The organism is Candidatus Lokiarchaeum ossiferum (genome assembly GCA_025839675.1).
Classification (GTDB): Archaea; Asgardarchaeota; Lokiarchaeia; order Sigyniarchaeales; family Promethearchaeaceae; genus Lokiarchaeum; species Lokiarchaeum ossiferum.
Window position 1 is genome coordinate 2861520 of the sequence record CP104013.1, and the last position, 17092, is coordinate 2878611.

Consider the following 17092-nt stretch of genomic DNA (forward strand, 5'->3'; position numbering starts at 1 on the left):
AATATCAATATTTTAAGGTTTCAATAAACTTTCCCCAATATGGAAGGAGTTGACTTCTACAACAATTCAAAATTGTGGTATTTTTATAAAGAGAATATTCTTGGAGAAGCTTTGAAGCAGATTCAAAAGGAACAACCTTCAGATTTCCTATCTTTAATTGAAGAATATCTCAATTTAGAAAGTGAGATTAATCAACTTCAAAGCTATGGAGAATGTACTACCAAGCTATATAGTTTAAAAGAAAAATTAGATGAAAAGAACGATCCAATATTATTTTCCCATCTTCTTCTATCTGAAGGAGAAATTCTTAGAAAGAGGGGTAAGCTAATCGAATCACGGGATATTATTACTGATGCAATTACGAATTTTGAGAAAATCAAAGAACAATATCAATTTGGAATAATATTTGCTTGTCGAAAAATGATTCATGTTTTATACTTACTTGGAGATTATAAAGCTGCGAAAAAATTTTGTGAAATGGGAATGTCGTTTATTACTGATAAAAAGTTGTATGTTGATTCGTACATTGCTTTTTTGAATAATATGGGAATTATTATGCAGGCTCAAGGTGAAAGTAGTAGAGCAGTGGTTTTTCTGGATGAAGCATTTAAGCTTGCTAAATTGGAAAAAAAATACGATATTTTTGCAAGTTTAGCTAATAACTTAGGTGATTTTTATCTAAATCAAGGGAATTATAAAAAAGCCCAAGAATATTTAATAATAGGAATGGAAACCGCTAAGGAATTAAATTATACAGACATGTTATGCTATCTTTATATCAATCTTGGATTGCTAGAATCAAATAAAGGAAATTGGGCAAATGCAGAGAATTATTATAATGTGGGAATGAAAATTGCCCAAAAATCAGTAAAAGCTCTGCATTCAACATACTTATCAGAAATAGCACTTCATTATAGAAGAAAAGGTAATTACTCAGAATCCATCAGTAAGTTTAAAGAAGCAATAGCATTATATCGCTTAAATCAAATAGAGAATAATGAATTCATTAAAACCTTGGGTAGTTTAGCGGAGTTGTTAGGAATTATTGATGATTTTGAGGCCGCTTATGCCTACTTAAAGGAAGCAAGAAATTTAGCGAGACAAAAGAAGATGCAACTAGGAAATCTACAAATTAGTTTGATTTTAGCGAAACTCTCACTACTTAAATCCGATTATATTTTCGCTGATTATGTACTTTCCGACATTTCATTCTATTTATCTGATGAAATTGAGAAGAATTTCATAATAGAATTTAAATTGACGTTAGTGGAGTGTTTCATCCAGAATTATAAAGTGACGAAAAATAAAGATATAATTGACAAAGCAAGCAAAATATTGGAAGAAATTGTTGAAATTAGCGAAGAAAATCAATTACTACCTTATTTAATTCATGCGAAATTTTTACAAGCCGTTTTAATTTCAATTCGTCCAGAAAATCGAGATGAAGCAATCAAGAATTTAAATTTTACTATAAAACTGGCTAAAGAAAAGGAAATTGAATCTCTAAAAAGAATTGGTAACGTAATATTGGAAGATCTAGAAAGAAAAAAATACAGTAGCGAAGAACTAGCAGATCTGTTTATCCAATATTTCAACACCTTGAATTATACAATAAAAATTTCGGATGATGAGAGAGAAATGATTGAAAAAATCGGAATTTTGCTCATATCTATATCGGATTTGGGACCTGATATTATAGCAGGTATTGATCGACCTGAAGAATTGGATGAGATACAAGGAATGCGTATGGCAACGTTTATTTCAGTATCTATTGGGCAAGGAGGCGAATATCATCAAGGATTATTTGGACCATTACCAATTTCGGCACCAAACCAATCTTTAGCTTTGATTTCTTCCCATATAATAAAAGATAAGACAAATAAAGACAAGCGGTTAGCGGATTCAAATTTAGCATTGATGACAATACTTGTTCCAGAAAAAATAATCCGATTTTTTAATGATAGATCCATCATTCAAACAATCATTAGCAATAACCTTGAAGAAATAACTTCCTTAGCAGAGATTACAGAAGAAATCTTGTATAATGTGAAAACAGAAATAATTGAGAACATTTTGCCTACAATTCCTTCGAAAAAATGAGTTTAATTTGATGCAAATGCATGAAACATTTTTCTGGAGAGAATTGGAAGTAAAAAAAAATTAAAGATCCATTTCATCCAATTTTTGATGGATAACTTTCATTTTTTCTGGATTCAAAGTATTCATTTTCCAAAATATTAGAACCCCAAGCAACATAAAAATAATCGGGAGGATTGCTGAATGAATTCGAATCCCCCATTGAGCAGGAGTCGATTGATCTACATTTGGTCGATTGTCAAAGTTGGTAAGGGTATGGACAATCGCAAAGCTGGATGCTTGAACAGCATAAGAAAGACGTCCAAAAAAGGCACGGAAACCCATATAAATACCATCGTTACGTTTTCCCGTATTTACAACTACTTCATCTATCACATCAGCCATGCATGGAGTAATTAAGAACCAATAGCCTCCAAAACCCATCCCAAAAATCGTGATTGCAATAGTATAGGCAACATAGGTTTTCGCAAATATCATTGGAACTAAACCAGCAATGAGAACAAAAGCGGATAAAATTAAAGCTTTTTGATTACTTTGAATTTTTTTAGCAATAAAACCCCAAAATGGGACCGAAATTAGAGCACCCACTAGCATTCCAGCAAAAATAATGGTGGTATCACTTTTCTCTCCAGGTAGAAGATAATCGGCAATATAATCAACAGATGCTGAAAGACTCATAGTGCAAGCTTGATAAAGGAAATAGAATAAAATAAAGGCTACAAAATTTTTCTGTTTAAAAGCCCCTTTTAATTGAGTGAAGAAGGATGCTTCTTTTTCTTCGTTTGATTTCATGTCTTCCAGAGATTGTAAATATCTCTCTATCATGACGGGATCCTCCCGTACACCCGGAAGCATTAGAAAGAATATAACTAGCGCTATTGCAGCGAAAACAATTGCATTCAGCACATATCTGCCTGTATCTTCATAAGAAGGAATAATAAAGGTGGGGAGCAAGTTTCCTAAAGCAATCCCCAATACACCAACAATAGTGGCAAGCCCAGCAGCCTTAGAACGAATGTTATTACCTCGAAACTTATCTGGAAACAATGATTGATAATTTAATTCCCAAATTGAGAAGAAAGTATCATGAATACAGACGCTTAATGCCATCCATAGGAATATACCGAATTGATGGTTTTCTGGATTTGTTTTATACGAACTTGGGACGATGAAAATTAAGATTATTGTAAATACCCAGATAAAACACCCGAATACTATCCAAGGAAATCTTCGACCAAATTTTTTAGCAAATCGAGTTGGTCGAATTGTGAAATATCCAACAATGGGATCATTAATTGCGTTATAAATGGAATAGATTATAATTCCCAATCCTGCCAATAAAGGATCCAATTGCAAGTTAGTTTCATAATACTTGAAAACTAGCACCGAAAAGGCTGCAGAAAAGAATTCAACTAAAAATTTCCCGGAACCATAGGAAAGCATAATATTAGTTGAAGGTTCTGATGGGTTTTTTGAACTTGTTTCTGTCATGATTTTTCATACCTTCTGAAAGTTTTGAACTGAACTTGTGTTTTTCAAAATCTCTTAATCCTATTTCGTGAAGCTTCTTCAAAAAGATTGAGTTTCCAAAATGACATCATAGTCTACTAATTGAAGGTTGTGAAAAATTCCAAAAACTCTTTTTAAATTCTAAAATTTCTATACCTCATGACATTAAAGGGTTCCCGAAAGAAATCGAAATCCCTATCACCGAAGGATCAAAAAAATAAAAAAATTGCACAAATTCTCTGCATTGCTGGCATTGTGGGGATTCTCATCCAATTTCTTTATTTTTTTATTAAATATGGGAGGCTAAGCGATTGGTGGTGTATCGTAATTTATTGGATTATTTTTATCATGCCTGGTTACTTAGCAGATGCCATGATGGTGGTAGTGGGAGGCGGCAGACCATTAGATAATGGGAAGCTTGCGAAAGATGGACGACGTTTATTTGGTCCAGGTAAATCTCTTCGAGGATTTCTCTTAGGTCCTCTCACAGGTGGACTAATTGCCTTGGGGATTCATACTATCCTATACTGGCAATGGGGAACCATTGAGACCGCAGTGGTAAATTTTGTTGCGGATCCCAATGTATTCTATAATTTCTACAACAACGATCCTGATTTGCTCCTAGCTGATCTATCCTTATATCTCCTTGGGGACAAATCCTCAAATCCTTCACTACTTACATTTCTAAAATTAATCCCGAGAGTGTTTTTATGTGCGTATGGTGCTGCTCTTGGAGACCTTTTTGGGAGCTGGGCAAAACGGCGTAAAAATATTGAACGAGGACAGCCCTTCTGGATAGTGGATCAAATTGATTTCTTAAGTGGATGCCTCATTTTAGCAGGATGGTTTGTATTTCTTCCAATTTCAGCCCATGTTCCTCATGTCCTAATTATGATGATAATCATTACTCCAACCATCACAATTTTGGCAAATAATCTTTCATATATGACGGGTCATAAAAGTGTTCCATGGTAGGGGAAAACGATGGAAATTTTTGGTAAAAAGGAAGCAGGTATCATATATATTAATCGACCTGGAGTTTATGTTATTATCCAAAATGAATTACATCAGATTGCCTTTGTACGAACTGTAAAGGGATTGTTTTTACCAGGAGGAGGAAAAGAACAAGAAGAATCGGATGAAGAATGTTTACTCCGAGAATGTCGTGAGGAATTGGGCTGGGAGATTCAGATAGGAAAAAAAATCGCAGAAACAGGAGAATATTTTTCATCTCCCCACCAAGGACAATACTACTTCATCCAAGGAGTATATTATTTAGGAGAAAAACTTACTAAAAAATGGGATCCCATTGAAGATGATCATCTCTTAGAATGGAGAAGCCCAAAACTCGCACTTCCTCAGATTTATCCCCAAGGACAAAAATGGGTTATCCAACAAAATTTTTAATTAATATACTGCCCATGATAAGACTATAATGCCAAAACATCAAAGTAAATATGGACACTTTTCGAATGGATTAGAATATGTGGCTTTGGGAACGGGTGAAAAAAAAGTATTATTCTTTTTGGGTGGACCAGGAAACGAAATACCCCATGGAATAATGTTACAATTTTATTCCAAACCATTTACTCCGCTTATTGAAAATTATACATTGTATCTTATCAGCCGAAAATCGGATCTTCCCTCAGGATATACAACAATTCAGATGGCTGCAGATTATGCTGAGATGATTAAAAACGATTTGGGGGGAAAAGTGCATGGGGTTATTGGATTTTCGTATGGAGGAATGATATTACAACATTTTTGTGCTTTATATCCAAATTTAGCAGACAAATTTATATTATTATCTGCATCCCATAAAACCTCAGAAATTGGTCTCCAGCTTGATTGTAAATATGCACGTCTATTGAGTAAAGGTAAATTTGGGAGTGCTTTCGCATTAATCGCTACAGCTGTATATCCTAAAGGATTAAAACGAACTGTTATTAAACCTTTGATCTGGTTGCTAGGAACCTTTAGTAAGAAACCAAGCAATAAAACCTATTCTCAAGATGTGTTAATAGAATACCAAGCGGAAGAAAATCATAATGCTGATGAAAATTTACGTAAAATTAGAGTCCCCGTCGTAATTGTCTGTGGAGATCAAGATTATTATATGCCATTAGAAGGTTTCGAGGAGATGTATGATCTAATTCCTGAAGCAAAATTGAAGATTTTTCACGGAAAAGGACATGATGTTTTTGAGGATCCACAGGCTATAAATTATATTTTGAAGGAATTACAAAACATTTCTTAATACATCTTTTTTAATATCTTCTAATCTCTACTTCATCATAGAAGAGAGGTCAATCAAATTTTTCCATTTTTCACTTGTTCGAGGTTTTCCCATTCCTCAAATTGATTATCTAAAACCGAAACAAATTTTGTTAGATCTTCCACAATGATTTCATCTTTATTAATTTTAAAAGGATATTGATCCCCCCACTGAATTAAGCGTTGCAAAAGTTCTGATTCCGGAATAGATAAAGCCCGAGCAACATCATTTCGTTTTATTCGCTGAGAAATGCGCATAACATTCTTGAATTGATATAAAAGATCTTGATCCCGTTGTCGTTCTTTTTGTCTAAGGTCCAATTGGATATTTTTCCTTCGTTCGATACGTTTTTTTTTTCTTTCGATTTGTTTTGACTTAATGGTTTGCTTAGCCTGTTCCAAATGTTTTTCAATAGATTTCATAAAATGATTACTATTTTCTTCAATTTTCTTTTGGATATTAATGACATTATTCTTTTGCACAATAAACCACTTATTGAGATCAGAACCTACATGATCAAAAAATGTTTTAATGGGGGTTGTTTGTATTTTATTTGCCGGATTAATAGATTCATTAGAAATTAAAGCATCCATGTTTGGAAGAAATATATCCTCTAATTCTTCTGATTTTTGAGGTAAAGAAGTTATTTTATCTAGTATTTTGGATCTTGCGATTTTGATCATAGCGGGTGCTACCACTAACTGAAAAATACTTAGAAAAAATAAGGAATCAAATAGATTTTGTCGTGATATCGCGGGGTTAATGTAACTATTTTCTTCTGACTGGTTGGTAAAATCCATATAGTGTGAGAGAAAAAGATCATTTAGTTCTTTTTTCTGCAATTTTTTTAGTTGTTGGATATAAAGTTGTATATTGGGGATGATTTCATCCTGGAATTTATTTAAAAGATTTTGTATTGTTTTTTGGTCTTCTACATCTAGTTTACTAAAATTTTCATCGTTTTTGTAGTTTTTTTGAAGAATCGAATGAATTTTCAGCCAATTGATCAAATAATTTAAAGTATTTTTATCATTTTTTATGGAAATATCAAATTTATTAACGTTTTCAAGTAATTGAATTAATAATTCATGGTTTTGCATATTAATCCTACACATTTTTTTTAATATATTATTATGGATAATTACTCCATATAAAGATATGATATCTTTTTCCAGAATTGCCTTTACCCCCTATTACCTTTTTAGGAAAGGGATTCCTTATTTAGATAGAAATCTTTATGATGATCGTTCCGGGACATTATTCTGATATTATTGAACTTATGCGCGTGGAACTTTTCGCCTTTGAACAAGACGGGTATGATATCAATACCATCAACCGATTAATTAAAGATTCAATTCTATTTTTGAAAATGATCAATCCGATAGATATGAGTTTGGTAGGATTTTCAATCTGTTCCAATATGATGGGAGAAGAAAATGTTAAGGAAACCCAAGCTGTAGAATTGATTACGTTAGCGATTCATCCTAAATTTCAAAGGCAAGGATTTGGAAATCGACTTCTCCAACGAACTTTGGTCGATTTACAACGGTTTAATGTACAAGTTGTGCAACTGCATGTGAAAGTTAGTAATGAAAAAGCGATTAATTTATATAAAAAACATGGCTTTAAAATTGTTGAAACCATCGAGGAATACTATGATGACAGCAAGGAATCGGCATATACCATGATCTTGATGCTAACTAAAAAGTCGAAGGCTGATTAAATTGGTTGTTAATATCGAGAAACATTTCCTTATAAGTGTGTAAAACTTAATAGGGGAAAAAATCAAAGTAAAAAATAAGATATTTATTGTGGATCTTACAATAAACAATTTTGATTATACGGTGAAAAATATGAGCGAAGATGAACTTAAAAGAGAAATTGAACAGCATGATAAATCTGCCATGAAACACGTTTCCGATGAAGAAAAAGCGGCTTATGAAGCTGAAAAGAAAAAACGTGCTGAAGAATTGGAAAAATTGAAAGAAAAATTAAAAGCCGAAGGTAAATGGGAAGAATAATCCCGCTTCAAATTACTACGTTTTTTTAACTATTCTTTTTATCTGGTTGATCTTTTTTCTTTTTATAGGAAACAAATGTCATTTTATCTGCACTTGTGGGTGTAATATAGGAACCCCCATCTGTATCCTTTAAAACAACATTAAAGACCATTTCTCCAGCCATACATTTTCGGAGACGCTTTATGGATTCGTTGCAATTTTTCCATTCAATGGAATCAATCGGATTAGTCTCTAAAAAGAACTTCAACTTCTCTTCGATTTTTAATAAAATCCCTTCAATATTTGTAAAATCAAAATTTGCTGCAGGACCTCGTTCAATAGAAACGCCAATTTCTTCAATATCAAGATTTCCAGTGGCTCCACGAAATATTTTGTGAGTAAGGTCACCATCATCAACACAAAGGCGGTATTCACCTGGTTGAAACGCTGTAAACATGCTGATCATATCGGTTTTTCGATAATTACACTCATTGCATTCGAGGAGTAAAATAAAGATATCATCGCCATCTGGAAGCTTATATAATGTACGGGACATTTTTAACGTTTTTTTACCACATACCGGGCAAGATAGATCATCAGTGATTTCAGGAAGTTCATAAGTCCCTTGACTTCGTTTTAAGGATGTTTTTTCTTCGATGGAATTCCCCATAGGACAATGAGTTAGGCATTATGGAAAAATTTTTTGTTTATATAAAAAGCCTTTTTTTTACAAAGGTGAAGCTTTTTTTTTTCTAGAGTATATATACAAAATCAATAAATATCGATAAAACGTCGCCTTGATATTTTAATGGTGTTAAAATGAAAATTTTAGACACAAAAACCCCATTTAAAAATTGTGACGTTTTTCAAAAACTAAGTGAATTTTTTACTCGAGGAATTTTTATGACCAATGAAAAAATCTATGAAATAACTTGCCACGGCAGGGGAGGTCAAGGTGCAATTACGGGAGCCTTACTTCTCTGTGAAGTTGCATATGCGGATGGATACAAAGATGTATTATCTATTCCTAAAATTGGAGCTGAGCGACGAGGTGCTCCAATTAAAGCATTTTCCAAAATATCGCGAATTCGTGAAATCAAAAATTTTGCCGCTGTAGATGACGCCGATATTACAATTATCTATGATTCTTCTTTATTGGCACTACCTGGTGTGGCTGACGCAATTAAACATGGAACAGTGTTAATTAACACTAATTCAGAGGTTGATTTAAGCCAATTTCCGGAAAATACAAAAATCTATACTTCTCCAGTGACCGATATTGCATTAGAAATGAATCTATTAGCATCGGGATATCCAATTTTAAATGTCCCATTGTTAGGGGCACTATCTAAAATCAAATATAAAGACGAATCTGGCGAAAATACCTTAGGTTTGAATTTAGAAACAATTCGAGAAATTGCCACGAAGAAGTTTGGTTCCAAAGGTGAAGCCAATTACAAAGCCGCTGTAGAAGCGGCAAAAAGAATTGTGGAGTTGCGATAAAATGACAGAAGAAAAATGGAAATCTATTAATAAATGTCGAGACGACCGTCCAGAAATACAATGTTGGGATAATTATTGGGAATTACCTCCCGCTTCAGTCTCGTTCCCCATAAAGGGAAGTGCTGGAAAAACTGGAGCTTGGCGAACTTTTCGACCTGTAATTGATCAAGAACAATGTATCAAGTGCTACTTCTGTTTCATGTATTGTCCTGAAGGGACGATCAAAGTTAATGATGAAACCAAAGAAGTATATGTCGACTATGAATATTGTAAAGGATGCGGAGTATGTGCAAATAATTGCCCAAAGAAATGCATCGACATGAAAAAGGAGTCAAATTAGGTGAAATATTATGGTATTTAAAGAAGGTCCATTAAAAGGAAATTTAGCCGCAGCATATGCGGCTATGGATGCAGATATCGATTGTGTGACTGCATATCCAATTACCCCTCAAACAACTGTTGTTGAAAAACTGAGTGAATTGGTCGGAGAAAAAGAATTTCTTGACCGAGGGCAAAAAGTTGAATATATTCGAATGGAATCGGAACACTCTGTTGGAGCAGGATTGGTTGGAGCAGCATTTGCAGGAGCTCGAACTTATTCCGCAACAGCGGGACAAGGACTTCTCTATATGTCCGAGATGGTCCATTGGATGGTGGGTGCACGTATTCCCGTAGTACTTTCAATCGCTGCTCGTGCATTAACTGGTGGAGGATGGAATATTTGGGCAGATTATGGAGACATTATGAACCAGCGAGATTCTGGGATTTTAATTCAATTTTTAAGCTCCCATCAAGAAATATATGATACAATCTTAATGAGTTATAACATTGCCGAACATCCTGATGTAATGCTTCCGCTTTTCCCCGCCTATGGTGGCTTTGTTTTAAGTCACACCGCGAAACCCGTGAAACGAATATCTTGGGAAGAAGCACAACAATTTGTGCGCCCAAAAACCGAAGAATGGCCACACATTTGGGTTGATGGAGATCGCCCTATTATGAGTGGTGCCATGATTATGCCGCAAACTTATGCGGAATTCCGGATTAAAGCTCAAGAAGCACAATTACGGGCTAAACCAGTCATAAAACAAGTGATGGCCGATTTTAAAGCCAAATTTGGGAGAAGTTATGGAAATGGAATGGTCGAACCTTATATGACCGATGATGCCGAAGTTCTGTTAATTGGCTACGGGGGCATTGCCAAACAAGCCGAAGATGCAGTGGACGCAGCCCGAAAAATGGGATTAAAAGTAGGAGCTTTACGCATTCGCACCTATCGACCGTTCCCAACTGAAGATATTTTATCGTATATTAGACGGATTCCCGTTGTCGGAGTCGTTGATCGAGCCATTGCTTTTGGAAATCCAACCGCCAGTCCAGTGTGTACTGATATCATGGCAGTATGTCAACGAGATCCTGAAGCCAAAAATGCCCACATAATCCCCTTTGTTGCGGGTATAGGTGGACGCGATACTACATTTGATCAACAAATGGAACAAATCAAAATATTATTTGAATATAAGGACACCGGTGTGGAACCAGCCCGTAAACATAAGATGTTTGGCACCTATTGGACCGGATTGATGACTGGAGAAGGCGAAAAGCCCGCAGACTTTTCAGAACCTTACTTTGGAGATATATAGGAGAGATTAACATGGCAAAATCAAAAATAAAAGATTTAATCAATATTCCCGAAGCTCGACGCGAATATTTCCTTGCTGGTAATTCAACCTGCCAAGGCTGTGGATTAGACATGGCCCTCCGCTGGGCCATGAAAGCTCTGGGACAATATACCGTTACTATTTCCCCCGCCAGCTGCAGCAATGTTGTCACTGGAGTGTGGCCCAAATCCGCCCCTGATTGGCCTTGGTTTAACATGGCTTTTGCAGGTGCAACCGCTGCCGCTACGGGTATGAAACATGGTTTGATCACGAAAGGTAAAGGCCACTACAATGTTGTGGTTTGGGCCGGCGATGGAGGCACTACCGATATTGGCCTTCAAGGATTAAGTGGCGCCGCTGAGCGCAACGAAGACATCATTTATGTCTGTTATGACAATGAAGCCTACCAGAATACCGGAAATCAAAGAAGTAGTTCGACCCCTCATGGAGTTGTTACAACAACAACACCTTATGGAAAAGAACAACACAAGAAAAATTTGCCCATGATCGTGGCAGCCCATAATGTCCCTTATGTTGCGACAGCTTCCGTGTCAGATCCAATGGATTTGTATGATAAATTTAAAAAAGCCAAGGACATCAAAGGATTCCGCTATATTCAAATTTTGAGCCCCTGCCCTCCAGGATGGCGCTCAGAAGCGAAGGATACAATTCAACATGCGCAGATGGCTATTGATTGCGGCATTTTCCCACTCTATGAGATAGAAAATGGGAAGTTGACTTTAAACGGTAAAAGTGTACGAATGCATGACAAAACCAAGCGCAAGCCCTTGGGAGAATATTTCAATAAGAAGAACCAAGGACGCTTCAAAAAGGTGGATGAAGAAGTCTTGAAAGTATTACAAGAAGACACTGACAAGTGGTGGGCGTGGATCGATCGTCACTTAGTGTATCAAGAAGAAGCCGAATTGTAAAATCTGGTGTTTTTTCTTATTTTTTTCCCTTTTGACCATTTTTATTCCGTTTTCTTCGAATTTTAAGCTTATCTACCAATGAAATAATTCTTATAAAAAAATCAATTCACCAAAATAATTGATTTTCGTAAATAAGGCTTTTTTAACTACACCGAAAATATTCCAATTACTGTAATTTTGAACTAAAAAATTATTGTATAAAGTGAAAAATATGACATTTAAAGAATGCTACATGGTCGATTATGTGCGCACACCATTCTCACGTGCACGACCCACATCACGAGAAAGAAGTGCTTTTAGTGAAGTTTCAAGCCATCAATTAGTCGGATATACACTCCGTAATATGTTTGAAGAACGATTAAAAGGAAAAGTTCAACCAGAAGAAGTGTCCGAATTTACCATTGGATGTTCCGTTCCTGTGGGCCACAATTGGAGTTACGCTGGACGAAATTCATGGTTTGCTGGCGGCATGCCTGCAACAGTCCCAAGTTTATTCTTTGATCGAGCTTGTGGATCTGCTATGTCTGGAATGCATCATGCAGTCATGTCGATTATGACGGGTTATGGTGACATTGAAGTATGTAGCGGAGCCGAACACATGTATCAAGAATCAATGGATATGCAACTTCAAAAAAATATTAAACCTCCAACTTTCTTAGTGCAAGAAACAGAGGGTAATATTTTCTATCGTGGAGATCTTGACATTATGACAGGATTTCAAATGCTTCAGACGGCACAAAAACTTTTTGAAGAAGAAAGTGACCATATTACAGTAGAAGATATGGCAAAATTGGGAGTGAGAAGTCATAATTTAGCATCTAAAGCCTATGATGAGGGATATTTTAAAGGAGAACTTATTCCGGTAATGGGTCATAAAGAAGGAAATCTTGATGAGCCAATGTTAGTAGAACGAGATCTTGCAGTTCGAAAAGGAGTTACCTTAGAAAAAACAATGTCTTTACCACCTGCCAGTAATCCAGGATTCCGAGGTGGATATAAACATCCAAAGTTCAAGAAAAAGGAATACAAAGAACGCTTTGGAACTACCAAAGGAGTAATCACCGCAGGAATGGCATCTCCATTAAATGCAGGTGCTGCGACATGTGTGTTAATGTCCAAAGAAGCTATGGAATCACACGATGTAAAACCAATGGTTAAAATCATTGGAATGGGATGGGCGGGTGTAGATCCTTCCGTAATGGGCCGTGGTCCAGTACCAGCATCAGAAATGGCCTTAAAGCATGCGGGATTAAAAGCAGATGATATTGATTATTGGGAAATTAACGAAGCGTTTTCAGTCGTTGCTCTCAATTGTATGCACCACTTCAACATTCCAATGGAAAAAGTGAACGTCAAAGGGGGATCCACAGCAATTGGTCATCCCCTCGGAGCATCAGGTATCCGATTACCAGCAACTTTAGCCCGAATTTTGAACGAGAAGAAAGCCAAATACGGATTAGCCAACCTTTGTTGTGGTTCTGGACAAGGTGTTGCCGTTATAATGGAAAATACCAATATTTAATCGTCCAAATATGGATGAAATCCTTTTTTTTATAATTATATATTAACAACTTCGTAAATGTGAAAAAACATGGGAAGATTTGAAGGGAAAACCGCACTTATTGGAGGAAATCTTGGAAAACTCAAGAAAGATAAATTCAAGATGGGCCTCGGCGGTGTTATAGCAAAGCAATTGTTAGATGATGGTGCGCAAGTAGTGCTTGTTGATACTGATTTTGCAATTGCTCAAGAATGTGCCAAAGCACTTGGTGGTCAATCAAAGGCAGTGGAATGCGATTTGATGAAAGATCGAACGTATGAAACTGAAGAATATACTGATCATCGAGGCAATAAAAAAACGAAAGTAGTATGGAAAGATAATCCAGCCTTAAAAATGGTTGAAGACATCGCCCAAGAATATGGAAAATTGGACATTTTAATTACAAATTTCGATAAATTTGAAAAAGCTCGTTTAGATTCAACTTCCGAGGAAATGTATAATGATCTACGTGAACAGAACATCACTCCTACCTTCCATTTATTGGCAGCAGTCCGAGAATTGTTTTCTGCCCAACGTAAAACAACTGGATCCTATGCAAAAGTAGTAATGATCACCAGTATGGTAGGAAAAGCCGGAATGTCAATGGGGGCCATTTATTCAGCATTTAAAGGTTCAATTGTTGGCTTGACAAAAAGTTTAGCAAGAGAATTTGGAAGATTTGCAAATGTAAACACTATTGCTTGTGGACCCTTTGCTGAAAAGAAAATGCAAGGTCCTCGAGAAAAAATCCGTGATGGGTTCATGGCCACTCAAACTGACATGGCAAATCAACCAATTACATTTGATAAAATCGCCCCACTGGCCGCCTTTTTAGCATCCGATGATGCAATTGTTATAAATGGGCAAATAATTAGCGCCGATGGAGGACTATGGCTCAAATTGGAGCAATAATTAGGAGGAATGAAGATGGAAAACTTACTAAAAGGAAAAGTAGCAATAATTACTGGAAGCGGTCGTGGGATTGGAAAAGGAATTGCGACATTATTTGTTCAACAAGGATGTAAAGTTACAATTAATGATATCGACCCAAAACCTTGTGAAGAGACAGTTGCCGAATTGAAAGCTCTTGGTGGAGATGTAATTGCCTGTCCAGCCGATGTTACTAATGTTGAACAAGTATCGAAAATGGTTGCAGATACCGTTGCAGCCTTTGGAAAGGTGGATATTCTTGTTAACAATGCAGGAACTAGTCGAGATGCCTTAATTCATAAAATGGATGATAAATTGTTACGATTTATCATTGATGTAAACTTGAAAGGGACTCATGTATGTACTCAAGCTGTTTTGGCTGAATTCTTAAAAGAAGATCGCGATTTAGAATTTAAGAAAATCGTGAATTTCTCAAGTACTACTGGAGTGTCTGGAAACATCGGTCAAGCTAATTATGCAATTGCCAAAGGAGCAATTATTTCCTACACTAAATCTTGTGCCCGGGAGTTAGCCAGACATCGAGTCTGCGTAAATGCCCTAGCTCCAGGATTTGTAGAAACCCGAATGACTGCCGAAAAGAAACCCGGGATGAAATTAGGGATGCCCGCTGCAATTCGAGGAATAGCAATTAATGCAATACCATTTTCACGCAATAAACGGGGAGGATTACCAGAAGATATAGCACGAATCGTGTTATTCTTCAGTTGTGATCTCTCTAATTGGGTAACTGGCCAATTATTATTGGGTGACGGTGGAGCAATGATCTAGTTCTTTTTTTTTCTACCTTTTTATACTTCCAAAATTTATTTACAAGCCATATACTTACAAACCATATATGGGATTATTGGTCAAGCTAAAAAATAGCCAAAAAAAGCAATGGGATTTCTTACTTCAGTGTGCAAAAGAATCGCATTTAGAAGAAAACTTAATTGCATTACCCTTTAATAGAGGAGGTTATGGTCTAATAGCCAACCCAGAACAGTCATCTTGGCAATCTTCCTTTACAAGTGTGAATTGGGGATTGTTTCCAGACCAAATAATATTTATATTAGATTCACTTGAACAAGCAATGGAAATTGGCATTTTTTCTCCTATTGCTATCAAAATGGCTCAAGAATTTTGGCCCAAAGAATTGATATTGCAAGTTCCTATAAATAAATCCCACCCTCTATTTTCTAAACTCCAAAAAACTGTTTCACCTCAAATTTTAGATACCATTTTTCCCTCTGAGACAATCAAGTTAATGATCCCGAACGATCTTGTGTTTACCGCTTTTATTCAATTACTAAAAATCCATAAAGCTGTGCCGATATTAGTGGGTATATATGCTCAAGATGGTTCAGGTGTTCCATGTGTTGATTCAACAAGATTTGCAGAATTATATACAGATAAACGAATAGGAATGATCTTGGATCATGGCACACTTCAAAAGGGAAGGAACTTAAAAAGTGCCACAATTGTTGAATGTTTAGATGATGTGAACATAGATATTATCAAAGAAGGGTTAATTTCTACCCAAGAGATTTCAAGTTTTATTGAAAAATGTGATGAGGAAGAATCTACTGATGATGAATTTTAATTTAATCGTATCCACTGCACGATCTTATGAGCGACAAGCAGAATGTGAATTATGGTTTAATCTCTTAGCGATCGGAGATGAAAATCCTATTTTTACTCAAACAGGCAATCCCGGACTAATTTTAGCCCAAACGGATTGCGAACCCCGAAAATTAATCAAGCATCTTAAAGAAAGTGTGGAAGTTCATGATCCAAACTCAGTGAACTTCTTGCAAAAAATTTATCCAATCGATGTGGTTGTTCCAACCGAAATTGATCTTATCAGACAGGCAACTATTGATTTAGCAGCCAACCACCCGATAGCTAAGGATTCTAATTCCAAATTTCGAATCACCATCCGAAAACGACAAACACGCTTGAAAACAAATGAAATTATTCCTGTGATAGCTGAAAGTTTTTCAAACCCAGTTTCACTCAAAGATTTTGATTGGAATATACAGATTGAAATCATTGGAGAAAAAACGGGGATTTCCATTTTAACGGATCATGATTATTTCAAGTTAGTTAATGAAAACTAGATATACAATTTTTTCCTATCTTATTGACTCAATTTTACAAAAGTGAAATTTGAAGGATTGAAAGCAAGCCAAAAAAAGAAAGGAGAGAAGGCCCCGCATGAACAGCGAACCAATATGGTTCGTAAAAGGAGGAAACCCCACGAAGGGGCGAAATCAAGGTGACGTTTTCCACATCACCATCCAAAAAGACAAAATAAAATTCATGCGGCGACCATAGTTGTTTGTATGATTTATTGTTCCATTGATCAAAATTCAGCACTACTTGCGAGATTTAACCAATTCAAACAAAAATCTGGGTTTTTTTTTAAATTTTTTCCTCCATCATTTTTTGGAACGTTGCACCCTCGTTTTCAAGAGTCTAATACTAATTAAACAAGTTTTTCTAATAAATATTGACAATAGCCCAAAACTGACACTATAGAACAAAAAAATTTTGAATTTTAGCTTTAAATACTCGAATATGACTTTTAGATTCATATTCAAAAATATGTGTTCATGTGAATAGGAATGGATCTTAATTAAAACAGC

At 35.7% G+C, this 17092-nt stretch carries 18 protein-coding genes; 15 read left to right on the forward strand and 3 right to left on the reverse strand.

Going from position 1 to position 17092, the window contains the following annotated elements; genetic code table 11:
• Positions 1 to 39: 39 nt before the first annotated feature.
• The gene (locus NEF87_RS12025; RefSeq protein ID WP_457919999.1) at positions 40 to 2100 is read left to right on the forward strand and encodes a tetratricopeptide repeat protein; all 2061 of its coding nucleotides are present in this window, start codon (positions 40 to 42) and stop codon (positions 2098 to 2100) included.
• 60 nt (positions 2101 to 2160) lie between these two features.
• Here the strand turns inward: NEF87_RS12025 and NEF87_RS12030 are convergent, their stop codons facing one another.
• On the reverse strand, positions 2161 to 3588 hold the full coding sequence (locus NEF87_RS12030) for an MFS transporter (RefSeq protein ID WP_457920000.1): 1428 nt from the start codon (positions 3586 to 3588) through the stop codon (positions 2161 to 2163).
• Between the two features lie 177 nt (positions 3589 to 3765).
• Between NEF87_RS12030 and NEF87_RS12035 the strand changes: the two genes are divergently transcribed.
• Genes NEF87_RS12035 through NEF87_RS12045 form a run of 3 tightly spaced genes read left to right on the forward strand, consistent with a single transcriptional unit; the run spans position 3766 to position 5863 of the window.
• Positions 3766 to 4581: a CDP-archaeol synthase gene (locus NEF87_RS12035; protein WP_457920001.1), complete on the forward strand. Its 816-nt coding sequence runs from the start codon at positions 3766 to 3768 to the stop codon at positions 4579 to 4581.
• Between the two features lie 9 nt (positions 4582 to 4590).
• A complete protein-coding gene (locus tag NEF87_RS12040) occupies positions 4591 to 5013 on the forward strand; it encodes an NUDIX domain-containing protein (RefSeq protein WP_371806815.1) in 423 nt (140 codons plus the stop codon).
• A gap of 28 nt (positions 5014 to 5041) precedes the next feature.
• Positions 5042 to 5863 (forward strand): alpha/beta fold hydrolase, encoded by an 822-nt coding sequence (locus NEF87_RS12045; protein WP_457920002.1) that lies wholly within the window; start codon positions 5042 to 5044, stop codon positions 5861 to 5863.
• Positions 5864 to 5916: 53 nt separating this feature from the next.
• On the opposite strand, the gene NEF87_RS12050 is transcribed toward NEF87_RS12045, so the two are convergent.
• Positions 5917 to 6981: a hypothetical protein gene (locus NEF87_RS12050; protein ID WP_457920003.1), complete on the reverse strand. Its 1065-nt coding sequence runs from the start codon at positions 6979 to 6981 to the stop codon at positions 5917 to 5919.
• A gap of 137 nt (positions 6982 to 7118) precedes the next feature.
• Between NEF87_RS12050 and NEF87_RS12055 the strand changes: the two genes are divergently transcribed.
• Both NEF87_RS12055 and NEF87_RS12060 read left to right on the forward strand, forming a co-directional pair.
• The gene (locus NEF87_RS12055; RefSeq protein WP_457920004.1) at positions 7119 to 7604 is read left to right on the forward strand and encodes a GNAT family N-acetyltransferase; all 486 of its coding nucleotides are present in this window, start codon (positions 7119 to 7121) and stop codon (positions 7602 to 7604) included.
• 130 nt (positions 7605 to 7734) lie between these two features.
• Positions 7735 to 7902 carry a hypothetical protein gene (locus NEF87_RS12060; RefSeq protein WP_371806818.1) on the forward strand — a complete coding sequence of 56 codons (168 nt, stop codon included), beginning with the start codon at positions 7735 to 7737 and terminating at the stop codon, positions 7900 to 7902.
• 25 nt (positions 7903 to 7927) lie between these two features.
• Here NEF87_RS12060 and NEF87_RS12065 read toward each other — a convergent pair whose 3' ends face one another.
• Positions 7928 to 8551: a ZPR1 zinc finger domain-containing protein gene (locus tag NEF87_RS12065; RefSeq protein WP_457920005.1), complete on the reverse strand. Its 624-nt coding sequence runs from the start codon at positions 8549 to 8551 to the stop codon at positions 7928 to 7930.
• Positions 8552 to 8784: 233 nt separating this feature from the next.
• On the opposite strand from NEF87_RS12065, the gene NEF87_RS12070 reads away from it, so the two are divergent.
• From NEF87_RS12070 to NEF87_RS12110, 9 genes are all read left to right on the forward strand, one after another.
• A complete protein-coding gene (locus NEF87_RS12070) occupies positions 8785 to 9384 on the forward strand; it encodes a 2-oxoacid:acceptor oxidoreductase family protein (protein ID WP_371806820.1) in 600 nt (199 codons plus the stop codon).
• Positions 9385 to 9439: 55 nt separating this feature from the next.
• Entirely contained in the window at positions 9440 to 9724 is a 285-nt protein-coding gene (locus tag NEF87_RS12075; protein WP_371806848.1) for a 4Fe-4S binding protein, read from the forward strand.
• Positions 9725 to 9734: 10 nt separating this feature from the next.
• Entirely contained in the window at positions 9735 to 11027 is a 1293-nt protein-coding gene (locus tag NEF87_RS12080) for a ferredoxin oxidoreductase (protein ID WP_457920006.1), read from the forward strand.
• A gap of 11 nt (positions 11028 to 11038) precedes the next feature.
• On the forward strand, positions 11039 to 11977 hold the full coding sequence (locus NEF87_RS12085; protein WP_371806822.1) for a thiamine pyrophosphate-dependent enzyme: 939 nt from the start codon (positions 11039 to 11041) through the stop codon (positions 11975 to 11977).
• 211 nt (positions 11978 to 12188) lie between these two features.
• Positions 12189 to 13499, forward strand: a complete 1311-nt coding sequence (locus NEF87_RS12090; protein ID WP_371806823.1) for an acetyl-CoA C-acyltransferase — start codon at positions 12189 to 12191, stop codon at positions 13497 to 13499.
• 69 nt (positions 13500 to 13568) lie between these two features.
• Positions 13569 to 14429 carry an SDR family NAD(P)-dependent oxidoreductase gene (locus NEF87_RS12095; protein ID WP_371806824.1) on the forward strand — a complete coding sequence of 287 codons (861 nt, stop codon included), beginning with the start codon at positions 13569 to 13571 and terminating at the stop codon, positions 14427 to 14429.
• Positions 14430 to 14444: 15 nt separating this feature from the next.
• The gene (locus NEF87_RS12100; protein ID WP_371801619.1) at positions 14445 to 15236 is read left to right on the forward strand and encodes an SDR family NAD(P)-dependent oxidoreductase; all 792 of its coding nucleotides are present in this window, start codon (positions 14445 to 14447) and stop codon (positions 15234 to 15236) included.
• 67 nt (positions 15237 to 15303) lie between these two features.
• Complete coding sequence (locus NEF87_RS12105; RefSeq protein WP_457920007.1) at positions 15304 to 16047, forward strand: hypothetical protein; 744 nt, start codon at positions 15304 to 15306, stop codon at positions 16045 to 16047.
• A complete protein-coding gene (locus NEF87_RS12110; protein WP_457920008.1) occupies positions 16034 to 16564 on the forward strand; it encodes a THUMP domain-containing protein in 531 nt (176 codons plus the stop codon). The genes NEF87_RS12105 and NEF87_RS12110 overlap by 14 nt, the downstream gene beginning before the upstream one ends.
• The last annotated feature ends 528 nt before the right edge of the window (positions 16565 to 17092 follow it).